We start from the raw sequence: 14,208 nt of genomic DNA on the forward strand, positions 1-14,208 counted from the left end.
CCGCGCGGGCCGCATCATAACGCGTCACCAGCACGTGCTTGGCGATCTGTTCGCCCCGCTCGGCCTTGACGGTCCTGGCGTCGAGCAAGCCGATGATGCGATCGGAATCGCGCACCGAGCTGACTTCCGGGTTGGTGACGATGACCGCCTCGTCGGCAAAGCGCATGGCAAGCTGCGCGCCGCGCTCGATGCCGGCCGGACTGTCGCAGAAGACATAGTCGAACACCGAGCTTAGCTTTTCTATCACCTCGCCGACACCCTCCTCGGTCAGCGCATCCTTGTCGCGCGTCTGCGAGGCCGGCAGCAGGAACAGCGTCTCGACCCGCTTGTCGCGGATCAGCGCCTGCGAGAGCTTGGCCGTTCCCTGGATGACGTTGACCAGGTCGAACACCACCCGCCGCTCGGCGCCCATGATCAGATCGAGATTCCTTAAGCCGACGTCGAAATCGACCAGGGCCACCTTCTTGCCGGTCCTCGCGACCGCGGCACCAAGGGCGGCAGTCGAAGTCGTCTTGCCGACGCCCCCCTTGCCCGAGGTGACCACCACTACCTTGCCCATATATGCCTCCATTATTGTTGTTGGTATTGTTAAGCGTCTGATTTGGATCCGCTTAAGTGCTTGTTTCATATGCCATTATAAAAACATTGCGCACCTTTGGCCGGCATGCTTAGCTGAACGGCGCGATACGCAACGTGTCTTTTTCGAGAAACGCCTGCACCGCCTTTCCACGCAAGGACGGCTCCATCTCCTCGGCAGTGCAATACCAGCCGTCGACCGACAGCAGCTCGGCCTCGTTCTTGCGGCAGAAGATGCGCGCCGCCGAATGGCCGAGCACACCGGCCGACGCTCGCCCGCGCAGCGTGCCGTAGACATGGATGGAGCCCGCGGCGACGATCTCGGAACCGGAGGCGACGGAGCCCAGCACGATGACATCGCCATGCGCGTGGAAGACCGACTGGCCCGAGCGGATCGGCGTCTTGACCATCAGCGTGGCGGGCGCTTCCGGCTGCCTGTCTTCTGGCTTGCCCTGTTCCGCCCTGCCCGCCTCTTCCGGCTTGCCCGCCTCTTCAGGCCTGCCCTTGCTGTCGGCCTGCATCAGCAGCCCGGCGGTGGCCTCTTTCGCACCGATCAGCACGGGCGGCAGATTGGCCTCGAGCGCCGTGCTGCCGTCGAGCTCGATGGCGTAGATGCGGATGCCGCGCAGGCCAAGCTCAGCAACCAGCGCTTCGATCTGGCCGACCTCAGGCTTCAGCGTGTTGAGGTTGAGCACCACCGGCCGGCCGGCGAAATAGCCCGGTGAATTGCCGATCCAGCGATCGAGGCTCTCCAGCCACTCAGAAAGCGGGGCCTCCGGCGTCAGCGTGAAGGCGACGAACGAGCGGGCGCGAAAACGAATGGATTTGGTCTCGACGGGGGCGGCGAAGGTCACGGACAGCGATTCCTTACTGATAGGTAAACGCTAGCCAGCCATGGTTAACGAAAGGTTAACGGAGGGGGTATTCGCGACATTAGGAAAGCCATTTACTGACTGGCCCGGCTGTGTCAGCAGCCGAGCGGGCAGCGCTGGAAATTGCTTGCCCTTCTCGACACCTTGCTGGCTAAGTGCCCTTTGCTGCGTCCTCGATAAGTTCCGCTAGCAAGGTAGAGAACCGCTCGTCAGTCCTATCCCCTATGTTTCCCACTTCTCTTGCCACCATCCCGGGCGAAGAGACCGACACTTGCCCACTCAGCTGAACGTTGACCGTGAACGTCCTTCCGACTTCCTCCTTCGCCACGCCCTGCTTGCTGTAGACTTTGAACCGGATAGATGGTGTTGACGCTTTGGCTTGGCGGCGTGGCGCGGTGTCCATCTCGACAGTCACCTCGCCCGCCACTTCAGCCTTGGCCGCCTCCAACGACGCAACCACGACGTGGTTTAGCCAGGCCCTGGCTTGCGCGCCGAAGTCCACCACACCTGCCTCCGCCTTCTTATTGCGGACCTTCCCCTCTTGCTCACGGGCTTCCTTCCCGCGCTCAAGGGCTTCTTTGAACTTAGACATCATGGTTTGCCTCCGATTGTAAGCGCATGAGACCAGGCGTCATGTCCCGATGCTCCTCCTAATGGGTAGAACGCGCACAATCGGCGTCCGTTGCGTAAGCGGAGCCCGCGGTTCGCCGCTGCGCACGGTAGTTTCCTTCTGGCGCGGTCGATCGCCCGGGTGGCGGCGGTGATCGCGGCGCTGTGGTGGTGGCTGGGGTAGCGTGTCAGCAGCCGAGCGGACGGCGCTGGAATTTCCCTGCCCTTTCCCACAAGATGCCTGAACATCCCTGAGGGCTCGACATGTGCAACCTCTACAACATCACCACCAGCCAGGAGGCGATCCGCCAGTGGACCCGCGCCCTGCGCGACATCCTCGGCAATCTCGAGCCCTCCATCGACATCTACCCCAACCAGCCCGGCCCGGTGGTGCGCAACGCGCCGGACGGGACGCGCGAGCTGGCCAACCTGCTGTGGGGCATGCCGACGCCGATTGAGCGGGTGAAGGGCAAGGCCGACTATGGCACCACCAACATCCGCAACCCGCAATACGGCCACTGGCAGCAATATCTCGGCGTCGAGAACCGCTGCGTGGTGCCGCTCACCAGCTTCGCCGAACCGAGCCCGGCGCCGGGCGACAAGGACCCGGATACCGGTATCCAGAGGAACTACTGGTTCGCGCTGAACGAGGAGCGGCCGCTGTTCTTCTTCGCCGGCCTGTGGACGCGCTGGCAAGGCGTGCGCAAGGTCAAGGACGGCCCCGGCGACTTCGAGCTTTATGGTTTTCTGACCACCAAGCCAAACGCCCTGATCGCGCCAATTCACGAGAAGGCCATGCCTGTCATCCTGACCACCCAGGAGGAAACCGAGACCTGGCTGACAGCGCCGTGGTCGGAGGCCAGGCACCTGCAGCGCACGGCACCCGACGACGCGCTGGTGATCGTCGACAAGCCGGCGACGCAGATCAAGTTTCCGCCGCAGGCGTCACAGGCGCCCGTACAGGGTTCGCTGTTCTAAAGCTTGAACTTCTGCAGCACCCAGATGTAGCCCTTCGGCGGGTGGTCCTGGTCGATGAACTGGGTGCGCACGGTGGTGTCCTTCCGGCTGCATCGTTTGCACCTGAACCTGATGGTCTCCAGCGGCTTGTTCCAGCCTACCACCTTGGCCACGTCATTGGCCCGGAAGCGTCCCACATGGTAGCAATGGCCGCACTCGACGATCAGCAGCATGTTGGCCTTCGCGGCACGTCCAACGCTGTCCATCGGCCCGGCCATCGGTCATTTCCGGGTCAGATAATCCTCGGGAAGCGGGAGCAGGCCAAGGCCCGGCATCCGATAATCGGGCTCCTTGTTCGCTAGGCTGGCCATCACCTCATGCAATTTGTCGACAAGCCCACTAAGCTGCCAATACAGCTCGCCATGCGCCTTCAGATGCAGCTGCGACGAAAGCACCGTCCTGCGCAGGCTCAGAGCGTCCCTGATGATCGCCTCCGCATCCCTCGTCGACAGCCTGTCAAACCGGCTTTTTCGTCTGCCCATCGCGGCTCTCCCTAATTTGTGAGCAACCGCCCCACCTGCTGACAAATAGGAAGGGATTCCTCACGGAGTCAATTCACACTTGACATATTTGTTCCCGTTTTGTTCAATTTGAACAGAAACATTTGGAGGCATCTCCATGGACCACATCGTGACGCTCGACAGCGGCCGCCCTTCAGGCCATCGCCGACAGGTTCATCGCCTGGCACAAGGGCGATGCGGTGAGGGCCCTCAAGGAAATGATCGTGCTGAATGGGCATTTGCAGGAGCAGCTCGACGCGGTTGAGGGATCGCGGCGGGCGACGCGCTAGGCGCTCAGACATGACGGCAGCAGGACGCCTGTTCAATCGTGCCGTCGAATGTCAGATTAGCGCCAACAACTCGTTTGATGCGATATCGGCGAATGACGGTTGCGACCCCATTTTCTGACCTTCGCGCGGTCGAAACGGGGTCATGTGCGTCTCTTTCGCGCTTTCCGCCCAGCAGCTAGTGGTGTCGCTTTCTGAGTGGATCAAATAGCGCTATATTTGGGCACCAAGTGCTCGATGTAGGTAACGACTTTTTTTTGGATGAGCAGCCCCGGCGAAGCGTGAAATTCGTATCATTTGGGAATGGTTCCTGACATCGGCTGCCGTCCGAAACCGATCAGGTGGATCCAATGCGTCGAGGGTATTTCGCTCTTGCCTACCTGCTGGCTCTATTCGCTGGACCGTTTGCGGCCAGCCCAGGGCTGGCCGCAACTGTTCCGCATGTAGGCCTTCTCACCTATTGGGACTGCAGCCCGGGTATTGTTCAGGACGAATTCGGGCCGTTTCTCAAGGGGCTCGAGGAACTGGGCTATAGGAAGGGCGAGACCTTTGCACTCGAGTGCCAGGCGGCCGGCAAGAATTACGACAGACTTGCCGAAGCGGCGCGCAAGCTGGTGCAGCTTTCTGTGGACGTGATCGTGACAAGCTCTCAACCGGCCGGACGTGCAGCCCACCAGGTGACGGATTCGGTCCCGATCGTATCGATCGTCAGCGGGGATCCGATATCCGCTGGCCTCGTCGCCAGCCTCGCCAGGCCAGGCGGCAATTTTACCGGGGTGAGCTACTATGCGACCGAACTTACTGCCAAGCGTCTGGAACTGCTGAAAGAAGCAATTCCGGGTATCGTCACGATCGGAGTTCTGGCCAACCCGGACGTTTCCTATTTGCCATTCGAGGCTGATGCAATGCGCGCGGCCGAAAAGCTCGGCATTGGCGTGAAGCTTCATCACATCAGGCAGCCGGCGGACCTCGACGTCGCAATCCCGGAAATGAAGAAAGAGAGCGTGCAGGCAATCTTCGTTCTGCCCGACGTCATGCTTGCCGGCGAGGCGGCACATATCGCCGATCTGGCACTCGAACAGCGGTTGCCGACGATGGCATGGGCTCCGTGGTATCCGCGAAACGGCTGTCTGCTTGCCTATTCCGCAGATTACGCGGAGATGCTGCATCGGCTGGCTTTCATGTCGACCGGATTCTCAAGGGAACGAATCCTGGCGATCTGCCGATCGAGCAGCCGACGACGTTCGAGTTGTCGATCAATCTGAAAACGGCCAATGTCCTCGGCATCGATCTGCCGCAGACCGTTTTGCTCATGGCTGACGAAGTCATCGAATGAGGATGATGTGCGGGATTCGATCCATCGCGAAGCCGCTCCCGTGCGCCGATCACTGTTTCGGAAATACTTCATCGCGTTGTTCGCCGCCGTCATTGTCCCCATAGCTGCCAGCGGCATCAGCGACGCCTGGTTCGGCTATCGCGACCAGCGTGCCATGCTCAGCGCTCTCTTGCAGGTCGAGACCAGATCGGCAGCCGGCAGGATGCAGAGCTTTCTCGACGACATCAGGGATCAGCTCGGCTGGATGGTCCAAAGGACTTTGACCGCGGACACCCGGGGACAACGGCTGGATGCACTGCGGGCGATGCGCCAAGCCCCTGCAATCGTCAGCATAAGTCTTGTCGACCGTGCTGGCGTGGAGCGGCTGCACGTCTCCCGCATTGACCTGAACAGGGTTGAAGGAGGATTGGATCGCTCAGGTGATCCTGCCGTTGTGGGAGCCCTGTCGACGGGCATATGGTATGGCCCGGTCACCTACCGCGATGGCTCCGAACCGTTCATGAACCATGGCACTGTGGGGACCCGGCGAGAGATACGGCATCGTCGTCGTCGAGATCAACCTGAAGCTCATTTGGGTTGTCATTTCGGAAATTCGTGTGGGGCGCAGCGGCCAGGCATTTGTTCTCGACCAGACCGGCCGGATCATCGCTCACCCAGACATCAGCAAAGTGTTGCGGGGCACCGACGAGAACACTGCGGAGGCCCTGCTCAGATTGCGGGACGAGATCGCCACAGCAGGTGGCGAGGCGACGACGGCCCGCAACGCCGAGGATGAACGCGTCGTGACTGCGATGGCACCGATCCCCAGTGTTGGCTGGACTGTGTTCGTCGAGCAGCCGCAGGCAGAGGCGTTTGCACCGCTCTATGCTTCTTTGTGGCGCACTGGTGGCCTGTTGCTTGCGGCAATCGTCTTGGCGGCGGCGCTCGCCTACTGGCTTGCCAGGCGCATGACCGGCCCGATCCGCCTGCTGGAGGAGGGCACCGAAAAAATCGGTGCCGGACAGTTCGATCACCGGATCGACATCGCCACCGGAGATGAACTTGAACGGCTGGCGGTCCGGTTCAATCAGATGGCGCAGGAACTCGCCATATCGCGGGATCGATCGGAGCGGATCGCGCGGCTGAAACGCTTTCTCGCACCGCAGGTTGCCGAGCTCGTGGAAAAATCCGGTGACGAGAGCGTACTCGCGGGCCAGCGGGCGGAGGTGGTCGCAGTCTTCTGCGATTTACGCGGCTTTACCGCGTTCTCGGCGCATGCGGAACCCGATGACGTCATGAAGGTGTTGCGCGACTACTATGAGGCTCTCGGCGCGATCATCACACGCTACGAGGCGACGCTGACCAACTTCTCGGCGGACGGGTTGATGGTGCTTGTCAACGCTCCTGTGCCGCGCGCGGAGCCGGCGCTTCGCGCTGTCGAGATGGCGATTGACATGCAGGACGCGATTCAACGGCTGATCGCCGCGTGGCGTCTGCGCGGCCACGCGGTCGGTTTCGGCATAGGGCTCGCGATGGGATGGGCGACGGTCGGCCGAATTGGCTATGAGGCCCGCGTTGACTACACGGCGATCGGCAATGTCGTGAACCTGGCGTCCAGACTGTGTTCGTCGGCCGATGATCAGCAAATTCTCACCGAGGACTCTGTGGCGTGTTCCGTCGGCGGCAAGATTCCGATGGTCGCCCTCGGCGCGCGCCACCTCAAGGGCTTCGATGAGGAAGTACGCGTGTACGACGTCGGAATACGGAGCCTGACGTCAGATTTCGCTCCTGATGCCGCCATGGGCGTCGCTACCTGCTTCCGGACTAAGGCTTGATGTGAACGCACCAGGTTCTCGTAAAGTGTCCGGCGCAGAGACGCGTGGCCGCCGTCTTCGCAGGCTCATGATCCGCCCAGGCATCCGACGCGGCTGCCTGGCAGGCGACGGCACGCCCCCTCAATGCCGCTTGAAATACTGCACCTCGCGTTCGTGCTTCTCCGCAGCCTCGCGGCTGTCAAACGTCCCGAGATTGCGGCGCTTGCCGGTCTTTTCGTCCTTCTTGCGCGAATAGAGGCGGTATTTTCCGTCTTTGAGTTTTCTAATCATCTGTCACTCCCCGAGCCGCCGCTTCCCCTTGAGGTTGCGCGCGGCTTGCTCGATCGCCGCCCGGTCGTCTCCCAGCCTGTCGAGCAGCTCCTGCGCCTGGTCGCCCGATATGCCGGTGCGCACCGCCAGGGCCTCCACCGTCAAGACGTCGGGGCTCGCGACCTCGCGGGTTTCCGGCAGGGCATCGCCTGCCGTCAGCGGCAGGGCTGCCTCCCTGTCGATCTCGGCCTCGGCCCGGTGCCAGTGCCGCTCGGGATCGCCATGGATGCGGCCTTCACGTTCCCAGATCTGGTATGCGCGCTCGCGAATCTTGTCTTCCCGGTCGTCGCCCATCTTGATTCCTCCTTGGGTATCGGATGAATGCCGCGCCAACCCGAACGATCCAAGAAATCTGCGTGATCGGTCGCATAAGGCGCCATGCACTGCGGCCGCCAACCCGCCACCCGCCTCCGCCCTGCCTACTCGCACTGCCGGCGCGGGCCGCCGGAATAGGGCTGGTAGGTGTTGTCTTCCGGCCGATAGGAACGGTAGCGGCTGAAGCAATATTCCACGTGGTGGGGCGGAAGCTGGGCGCCGCCGGTTTCATCCGCCGGAACGTTCCCATCCATTGACCACGTGTCGGTCGCCTCGACATAGCTGGCGCTGTCGTCGGCAGGCTGTGCGACGCGCTCGGCAGCGCTGGCATCGAGATAGGGCGAGATGCAGGGACGCTGCTCTCCGCTGTAGGATGTGTAGTGGTCGTCGCTTGGCCTGTATGAACGGTAGCGGCTTGCGCACCATTCCACATGGGCGGCTGGCACCGCGTGGTGCTCGTCCGCTGCCGGCTTGATAGAGGCGGTAGCGTTGGGGTCGGGCGCCGAAGATGCGGCATCGGCAGCTTTCGATGTGCGATCGACGGAGACCTGGTCGACTGCGACCTCTGGGAACTCGCGGGCAGGAAGGCGCTCAAGCTTCTGCGAAGCAGGGTCCACCTTCCGCGGCTCCCTCGGCCATAATTCGGCAACGCTGGAAGTCGGAGCAGCCTGCCGCACCGGCTCGGCGGAAAGAATCCAGACGGCGAATGCCAATCCGCTGGCGAAAACCGCCAACGTCAGCACAAAGCCGCCAAGTACCGCGGATAAAACTTTCACCTGCGCTCCTTTGCCCCGTCATCTCTAGAAATGCGAGGCATTGGATACGGTTCCAACGAGGAGTGGCACAAGCTTGCGCGCTGAAGGAAGTCTCCGTTTCTCGAAAGGCCCCTCTCCGTCTCGGCTTCGCCGAGCCACCTCTCCCGCTTTTGGGGCGAGGAACCCAGGGTTCAAAGGTCGCCGACAAGCTCCGTATAGGTCCTCAGCTCGCCATCCTGCCCGCGAATCTGCCAGGTCGCTCCGTCCTGCGCCTCGACATAGGATGCGCCGAGCGGCACTTTGCCGCCGCCGTCCGGCAGGTCCAGCACATAGACGGGGTTGCAGATGCCCGACAGGCGCGCGCGGAGCGCGCTGGCCAGCGCCTGTCCCTCGGCGATGGTGGTGCGCCGGTGCGCCATGCCGCGCGCGAGGTCGCCGTGGTGCAGGTAATAGGGTTTTACGCCGAGGCGGTACATCAGCTCGCGGCACAGCTCCTCCAGCACCTCGACCGTGTCGTTGACGCCTTTCAGGAGAACGCTCTGGTTCAGCAGCACGAAGCCGCCTTGCCGCAACGCGCGACAGGCCTGCTCAGCGGCATCAGTGATTTCGCAAGCGTGGTTGAAATGGGTGACAACCGTGACCATCAGCCGGCCCTGCAGGGAGCGAACCAGCCCTGAGGTGATACGCGAGGGCAGAGCGACGGGCACGCGGGTGTGGATGCGCAAGAGCCGCACATGCGGAACCGCCTCGATGCGGGCGCGGATGTCCGCAAGCGCCTTGTCCGGCAGCGACAGCGGATCGCCGCCGGTCAGGATCACCTCGCGGATTTCGGGATGGGCCTCGATATAGGCGAAGGCCGGCTCCAGCGCCTCGCGCGAAAAACCGCGGCCGATCGAAGTCAGCGACTCCTTGCGAAAGCAGAACCGGCAATAGACCGCGCATTGATAGGTCGGGAACAGCAAAACCCGGTCGGCATGACGATGCGTCAATCGCGGCACCGGACTGAAGGCATGGTCGGCGATCGGATCATCGAGCTCGCCTTCCAGCTCGGCCAGTTCTTCGGGCGACGGGATGACCTGCGCCCGGATGGGGTCGGCGGGGTCGCTCCAGTCGATCAGATCGAGATAGGCTTTTGGGATGCGAACCTTGTGGCGCGTCGCCGCGGCTTGAGCCGCCTCACGCTCGGCCGGCGACAGCGGCAGGGAATCCAGATCGCGCACATGCCGCACGCCCGCGCGAACATCGTCCTGCCACGAGGCGTCATCATCGTGGGCGCGCCCGTCATCAACCGTCATGCCGGCTGCAGCCATGCCGGCGTCGGGGATGTCGAGGTGTGAGGTCATCGAAGGCTCCTTGAATTCGGGGCTGGATACAGCATTGGAGCCATGGCTTGAAGGCAAGAAGCGTTGCCGAGATGGCAGGGACGAAAAGGCCGCGCTCAGCGGCTTCGGCGCCGCGACCCGGTGCACCCAACCCATCAGCGCCCGCTTGATTTCACAGCGCGCCCATCCGGCTTCATGATGATCTCGCGATGCGGATAAGGGATGTCTATGCCGTTTTCCCTAAAGGTGTCCCACAGCGCCAGCAGTACCCTGCCGCGCACGTTGGTCAGACCTTGCTGAGGGTCGTGGATCCAGAAGCGCAGCACGAAATTGAGCGAGGAGTCGCCGAAGTCCGTGAGCCAGCAGACCGGCCGCCGGTCCGCTTCGACCCGGCCGACGCTCATGGCGGCGGCTATCGCCAGTTCGCTGACCTTATGCGGGTCGGCGTCGTAAGAGACCCCGAAATTCACGTCGAGCCGCACGAGGTTGTCGCTGAACGACCAGTTGATGACCCTTTGGGTGATGAAGTCTTCGTTCGGGATCAGGTATTCGCGGCCGTCGCGCGTCACCACCGAGACAAACCGCGCCCGCAATTCGCGTACCCAGCCGAAGGTGCCTTCGAGCGAAATGGTGTCGCCCGGCTTGATCGACTTGTCGAGCAAGATGATCATGCCGGAGACGAAATTTGAAACGACCTTTTGCAGCCCGAAAGCCAGGCCGACGCCGACGGCACCGGAGAATATCGTCAGAGCCGTCAGGTCGAGACCGACGGAAGACAGGGCGATGGCACCCGCCACCAGCACAAGGCCCACTTTTGCGACCTTGCCGACGAGGACGCGGATCGAGGGTGTCAGCTCTTCGGAGATCCGGACGCGCTCATCGATATACTTGCCGACGACCACCGCAAGCCAAACCGTGGCGATCAGCAGCAACGCCGCCTTCAGCACCATGAGCGCCGAAAGGCGCACCGCCCCCAAAGGTATTGCGAGGCTGTCCAGGAAAGCCGCGGCGGCGTCGTCGATGCCCAGAATGACGAGGGCCGCATAGATCCAGGTCAGCCAGGCGAGAGCCCGCGCGACAAAGCGGTTGCGGATGATGCGCGACAGCACCGATGCGAACAGCCACGCGAGGGATAGCGAGAGCGCGATATAGATGAAATGGGTCCGGCTTGGCCAAGTGACGGCGCGCATGAGAGTGAGCGCGGCAAGCAGGAAGACCGTGAACAGGATCCAGTCGGTGCGCCGCAACAGCGCAACGACGACCCTCAACAGTCCGGGATGCCCCTTGATCTGGCGTGCCCGGTTCTCCATGAGCGGTTCGATGCGCTGCGCCGCGAGCTTCGCGACGAGGAAAAGCACGACGATAATGGCAGCCTGATAGAAGAACCACGGCGTGACGGCATAGTCGAACCATCGGCTGGCCCAGGCCAGCGATTCATCGATGGCGTTGCGAAAATCCATTCCCACACGACCGCTATGGACTGGCGAACAGCACATCCACAATGTCGCCGGCTTGGTGAAGGGTCAAGCCGACGATCGCGAAGCCCTCAAGCGAGCCTCCGCTCTGCGCTTCAGCCCCGGCGCCTCTGGCCGGTGCGCTCGACATTGCCGCCGCCACAGGTGTGGATGCCCTCTGGCGTGAGTTCCAGCACCCGGATTAAGCGCGCAGCCAGGAAGCGGCCGGCAGAAACATCCATGGTCAGAAACAGCCGCTGGAAACGGGAAACGCATAACATTAGCTTGCGCTTACATTAGCTTAAGCGTATGTATCTATGCGGCCGGTGATCTACCCCCCAACCGGTTAGGCTCGGCGCCAGTCCCCCCCTCAGGCCAACGACGCCGGGCCGCCCGGGGTTTTTTGCTCAATCCGGAAGCGCTTTTAAGTACCTCCTACTGTTCGCTTTCGCCGGCTGCCGGTCGTTGAGGCCGGTGAACACATCGACTATCCCCTCAGGTGTCGGCCTTCCCGCCGCCAGCCACGCCCGCTAATCTCGGATCGCGGAAGAGGCTGGAGACGAGGGAATGACGAATGGTCTGTCGCCAAGGCTTTTGGCGATTGTCGATGCACTGCCTTTGCAGCAGGGCATGCGGATTCTGGAGATCGGCTGCGGCCCGGGTGCTGCGTCGCGCGAGATCACGCGCCCACGTGCTGGCGATCGACCGCTCGGCCAAGGCCATCGCGCAGGCCAGGGCTGCCTCGCGCGCCGAGATTGCAGCGGGCCGGCTGAGCCTGCGTCAGGTCGCCATCGAGGATTTCCAGTTGGAGGCGGACGAGCAGCACTTCCACATTGCCGTTGCGGTGCGCGTCGGCGCGCTGGACGGGCGTCATCCCGAGGCAGGAAAGATCGCCCTGCAACGGCTCAAGGCGGCGTTGACGGCGCAAGGCCGGCTGTTCATCGACGGCGGCAATCCGCTGCGCGAAATTGTTCTGCACGGCTGAGCAGCCCGTGGCTTCCTCTCCGAGCGTTTGGGTGACGGTGAGCGGCAGCGCCGGGCCTGCGCCTCAGCTCCGCAGCCCAGGCGCCTCTTGTCCCGTCCTCTCGACATATTCCGTATAGCCGCCGCCATAGGTGTGGATGCCCTCGGGCGTCAGTTCCAGCACCCGGTTCGACAGCGCCGCCAGAAAATGCCGGTCGTGCGAGACGAACAGCATGGTGCCCTCATACTGCGAAAGTGCTGTGATCAGCATTTCCTTGGTGGCGATGTCGAGGTGGTTGGTCGGCTCGTCCAGCACCAAAAGGTTGGGCGGGTCGAACAGCATCAGCGCCATCACCAGCCGCGCCTTCTCGCCGCCCGACAGCACCCGGCATTTCTTCTCGATCTCGTCGCCGGAAAAGCCGAAGCAGCCGGCCAGCGCCCTGAGCGGCGCCTGGCCTGCCTGTGGAAACGCGTCCTCCAGCGTCTGGAACACGGTGCGCTCGCCCTCCAGTACTTCCATGGCATGCTGGGCGAAATAGCCCATCTTGACGCTCGGGCCGCGCGCCACCGTGCCATTGTCCGGCTCGGAAGCGCCGGCGACCAGCTTCAGCAGCGTCGACTTGCCGGCGCCGTTGATCCCCATCACGCACCAGCGCTCGCGGCGGCGCACCTGGAAATCCAGCCCCTCGTAGATCGAGCGGCCGCCATAGCGCTTGTGGATGTTCTCCAGCGTCACCACGGCCTCGCCACAGCGCGGCGCCGGCTGGAAATCGAACGATACCTTCTGGCGGCGCTTGGGCGGCTCGACGCGATCGATCTTCTCCAGCTTCTTCACCCGGCTCTGTACCTGGGCGGCATGCGAAGCGCGCGCCTTGAAGCGCTCGATGAAGGCGATCTCTTTGGCCAGCATCGCCTGCTGGCGCTCGAACTGCGCCTGCTGCTGCCGGTCGGCGATCGCCCGCTGCTGCTGGTAGAATTCGTAGTTGCCGGAGTAGGCGGTCAGCGAGCCGCCGTCGATCTCGACCACCTTGTTGACGATGCGGTTCATGAACTCGCGATCGTGCGAGGTCATCAAGAGCGCGCCGTCGTAGTTCTTCAGGAACTGCTCCAGCCAGATCAGGCTTTCCAGGTCGAGATGGTTGCTCGGCTCGTCGAGCAGCATGGCGTCGGGCCGCATCAGCAGGATCCTGGCCAGCGCCACGCGCATCTTCCAGCCGCCGGAGAGTTTTCCGACGTCGCCGTCCATCATCTCCTGGCTGAAGCCGAGGCCGTCCAGCACCTCGCGGGCGCGGCCATCCAGCGCATAGCCGTCGAGCTCCTCGAAACGCGCTTGCAGGTCGCCGTAGCGGGCAATGATGGCGTCCATCTCATCTGATCGCTCCGGGTCGCCCATGGCGGCTTCGAGCTCGCGCATCTCGGCCGCCACTTCGCTCACCGGCCCGGCGCCGTTCATCACTTCGGCGACAGCGCTGCGGCCTTCCATGTCGCCGACATCCTGGCTGAAATAGCCGATGGTGACGCCGCGATCGACCGAGACCTGGCCCTCATCGGGCTGCTCCTCGCCGTTGATCATGCGGAACAGCGTCGTCTTGCCGGCCCCATTGGGGCCGACCAGCCCGACCTTCTCGCCCTTCTGCAAGGAGGCGGAGGCCTCGATGAAGACGATCTGCCGGCCGTTCTGCTTGCTGATACTTTCCAGTCGAATCATGCTTTCCACGCGTGCCGAAGGGATTTTCCCCGCGCCAATACGCGATAGGCCTCGCCTGCGGAAGCCCGCAAATCAAATGGCAATAGGACGCCAGTTTCGAGGTTCGAACTGAATCAGCGGAACCTTGGATATCGCCGGCAGTTTAGAAAGATAGGCTCAAACACCGAAAGGAGAATGAGATGAAGACGGTTACCGCTATTTTGCTCGCCACCTCAATGATCGGCCTGACCGCCGGCACGGCAAGCGCCACCTGCCATGACACGACTGCATCGATCGAAGCTCAATCAGGCATCGCAAAAGACGGAACGCGTGCACCCCTCGAAACTGATGCGAATGCTGGTAGCAAGGTTGAGGGCGGCCCTGCCAATAAG

Annotated in this window: 15 protein-coding genes and 3 pseudogenes; 6 read left to right on the forward strand and 12 right to left on the reverse strand. The window is 62.7% G+C overall.

Annotated elements, in window-relative coordinates; genetic code table 11:
* From minD to EOA86_RS04425, 3 genes are all read right to left on the reverse strand, one after another.
* Positions 1-559 (reverse strand): septum site-determining protein MinD (gene minD / locus EOA86_RS04415; RefSeq protein ID WP_128340820.1); only part of this gene is annotated, 559 nt, incomplete at its 3' end.
* Between the two features lie 109 nt (positions 560-668).
* Positions 669-1,430, reverse strand: a complete 762-nt coding sequence (minC, locus tag EOA86_RS04420; protein ID WP_127210938.1) for a septum site-determining protein MinC — start codon at positions 1,428-1,430, stop codon at positions 669-671.
* A 169-nt stretch (positions 1,431-1,599) separates the two neighbouring features.
* On the reverse strand, positions 1,600-2,043 hold the full coding sequence (locus tag EOA86_RS04425) for a hypothetical protein (protein ID WP_065009078.1): 444 nt from the start codon (positions 2,041-2,043) through the stop codon (positions 1,600-1,602).
* Between the two features lie 278 nt (positions 2,044-2,321).
* Here EOA86_RS04425 and EOA86_RS04430 point away from each other — a divergent pair, with 278 nt between their 5' ends.
* The gene (locus EOA86_RS04430) at positions 2,322-3,035 is read left to right on the forward strand and encodes an SOS response-associated peptidase (RefSeq protein WP_029351312.1); all 714 of its coding nucleotides are present in this window, start codon (positions 2,322-2,324) and stop codon (positions 3,033-3,035) included.
* Here EOA86_RS04430 and EOA86_RS04435 read toward each other — a convergent pair.
* Both EOA86_RS04435 and EOA86_RS04440 read right to left on the reverse strand, forming a co-directional pair.
* Positions 3,032-3,292: a hypothetical protein gene (locus EOA86_RS04435; protein ID WP_128340821.1), complete on the reverse strand. Its 261-nt coding sequence runs from the start codon at positions 3,290-3,292 to the stop codon at positions 3,032-3,034. The two genes, EOA86_RS04430 and EOA86_RS04435, sit on opposite strands and share 4 nt — an antisense overlap.
* 3 nt (positions 3,293-3,295) lie before the next feature.
* Positions 3,296-3,556, reverse strand: coding sequence for a hypothetical protein (locus tag EOA86_RS04440; RefSeq protein WP_128340822.1), 261 nt, complete (start codon positions 3,554-3,556; stop codon positions 3,296-3,298).
* Between the two features lie 655 nt (positions 3,557-4,211).
* Here EOA86_RS04440 and EOA86_RS04445 point away from each other — a divergent pair.
* The 3 genes and pseudogenes from EOA86_RS04445 (at position 4,212) to EOA86_RS04450 (ending at position 7,011) form a co-directional block, all read left to right on the forward strand.
* Complete coding sequence (locus tag EOA86_RS04445; RefSeq protein ID WP_245497129.1) at positions 4,212-5,126, forward strand: ABC transporter substrate-binding protein; 915 nt, start codon at positions 4,212-4,214, stop codon at positions 5,124-5,126.
* Positions 5,087-5,197: a hypothetical protein gene (locus tag EOA86_RS41145; RefSeq protein WP_281035630.1), complete on the forward strand. Its 111-nt coding sequence runs from the start codon at positions 5,087-5,089 to the stop codon at positions 5,195-5,197. The genes EOA86_RS04445 and EOA86_RS41145 overlap by 40 nt, the downstream gene beginning before the upstream one ends.
* Before the next feature lie 7 nt (positions 5,198-5,204).
* Positions 5,205-7,011 (forward strand): annotated as a pseudogene (locus EOA86_RS04450) (adenylate/guanylate cyclase domain-containing protein).
* Positions 7,012-7,131: 120 nt separating this feature from the next.
* Here the strand turns inward: EOA86_RS04450 and EOA86_RS04455 are convergent.
* The 6 genes from EOA86_RS04455 to EOA86_RS41150 form a co-directional block, all read right to left on the reverse strand.
* The gene (locus tag EOA86_RS04455; protein ID WP_127204769.1) at positions 7,132-7,281 is read right to left on the reverse strand and encodes a hypothetical protein; all 150 of its coding nucleotides are present in this window, start codon (positions 7,279-7,281) and stop codon (positions 7,132-7,134) included.
* A 3-nt stretch (positions 7,282-7,284) separates the two neighbouring features.
* Positions 7,285-7,614, reverse strand: coding sequence for a DUF2934 domain-containing protein (locus EOA86_RS04460; protein ID WP_128340823.1), 330 nt, complete (start codon positions 7,612-7,614; stop codon positions 7,285-7,287).
* A 125-nt stretch (positions 7,615-7,739) separates the two neighbouring features.
* The gene (locus EOA86_RS04465; protein ID WP_128340824.1) at positions 7,740-8,411 is read right to left on the reverse strand and encodes a BA14K family protein; all 672 of its coding nucleotides are present in this window, start codon (positions 8,409-8,411) and stop codon (positions 7,740-7,742) included.
* Between the two features lie 170 nt (positions 8,412-8,581).
* Positions 8,582-9,685, reverse strand: a complete 1,104-nt coding sequence (locus tag EOA86_RS04470) for a KamA family radical SAM protein (protein WP_128340827.1) — start codon at positions 9,683-9,685, stop codon at positions 8,582-8,584.
* Positions 9,686-9,867: 182 nt separating this feature from the next.
* Complete coding sequence (locus tag EOA86_RS04475) at positions 9,868-11,172, reverse strand: mechanosensitive ion channel domain-containing protein (protein ID WP_128340825.1); 1,305 nt, start codon at positions 11,170-11,172, stop codon at positions 9,868-9,870.
* Between the two features lie 110 nt (positions 11,173-11,282).
* Positions 11,283-11,408, reverse strand: coding sequence for a hypothetical protein (locus tag EOA86_RS41150; RefSeq protein ID WP_277569138.1), 126 nt, complete (start codon positions 11,406-11,408; stop codon positions 11,283-11,285).
* 325 nt (positions 11,409-11,733) lie between these two features.
* Between EOA86_RS41150 and EOA86_RS04480 the strand changes: the two are divergent.
* Positions 11,734-12,151, forward strand: a pseudogene (locus EOA86_RS04480) (methyltransferase domain-containing protein).
* A 63-nt stretch (positions 12,152-12,214) separates the two neighbouring features.
* On the opposite strand, the gene EOA86_RS04485 reads toward EOA86_RS04480, so the two are convergent.
* A complete protein-coding gene (locus EOA86_RS04485) occupies positions 12,215-13,837 on the reverse strand; it encodes an ABC-F family ATP-binding cassette domain-containing protein (protein WP_128340826.1) in 1,623 nt (540 codons plus the stop codon).
* A gap of 179 nt (positions 13,838-14,016) precedes the next feature.
* On the opposite strand from EOA86_RS04485, the pseudogene EOA86_RS04490 reads away from it, so the two are divergent.
* A pseudogene (locus EOA86_RS04490) lies at positions 14,017-14,208 on the forward strand (hypothetical protein); the annotation flags it as partial.

Source organism: Mesorhizobium sp. M5C.F.Ca.IN.020.32.2.1 (genome assembly GCF_004023105.1).
Lineage (GTDB): Bacteria > Pseudomonadota > Alphaproteobacteria > Rhizobiales > Rhizobiaceae > Mesorhizobium > Mesorhizobium wenxiniae.

Excerpts from the sequence above, each read along its gene's own strand:
- EOA86_RS04435 (WP_128340821.1), bottom strand. The coding sequence starts at position 3,292 with ATGGCCGGGCCGATGGACAGCGTTGGACGTGCCGCGAAGGCCAACATG.
- EOA86_RS41150 (WP_277569138.1), bottom strand. The coding sequence starts at position 11,408 with ATGGATGTTTCTGCCGGCCGCTTCCTGGCTGCGCGCTTAATCCGGGTG.
- EOA86_RS04470 (WP_128340827.1), bottom strand. The coding sequence starts at position 9,685 with ATGACGGTTGATGACGGGCGCGCCCACGATGATGACGCCTCGTGGCAG.
- EOA86_RS04440 (WP_128340822.1), bottom strand. The coding sequence starts at position 3,556 with ATGGGCAGACGAAAAAGCCGGTTTGACAGGCTGTCGACGAGGGATGCG.
- EOA86_RS04475 (WP_128340825.1), bottom strand. The coding sequence starts at position 11,172 with ATGGATTTTCGCAACGCCATCGATGAATCGCTGGCCTGGGCCAGCCGA.
- EOA86_RS04455 (WP_127204769.1), bottom strand. The coding sequence starts at position 7,281 with ATGATTAGAAAACTCAAAGACGGAAAATACCGCCTCTATTCGCGCAAG.
- EOA86_RS04445 (WP_245497129.1), top strand. The coding sequence starts at position 4,212 with ATGCGTCGAGGGTATTTCGCTCTTGCCTACCTGCTGGCTCTATTCGCT.
- EOA86_RS04485 (WP_128340826.1), bottom strand. The coding sequence starts at position 13,837 with ATGATTCGACTGGAAAGTATCAGCAAGCAGAACGGCCGGCAGATCGTC.
- EOA86_RS04460 (WP_128340823.1), bottom strand. The coding sequence starts at position 7,614 with ATGGGCGACGACCGGGAAGACAAGATTCGCGAGCGCGCATACCAGATC.
- EOA86_RS04430 (WP_029351312.1), top strand. The coding sequence starts at position 2,322 with ATGTGCAACCTCTACAACATCACCACCAGCCAGGAGGCGATCCGCCAG.
- EOA86_RS04425 (WP_065009078.1), bottom strand. The coding sequence starts at position 2,043 with ATGATGTCTAAGTTCAAAGAAGCCCTTGAGCGCGGGAAGGAAGCCCGT.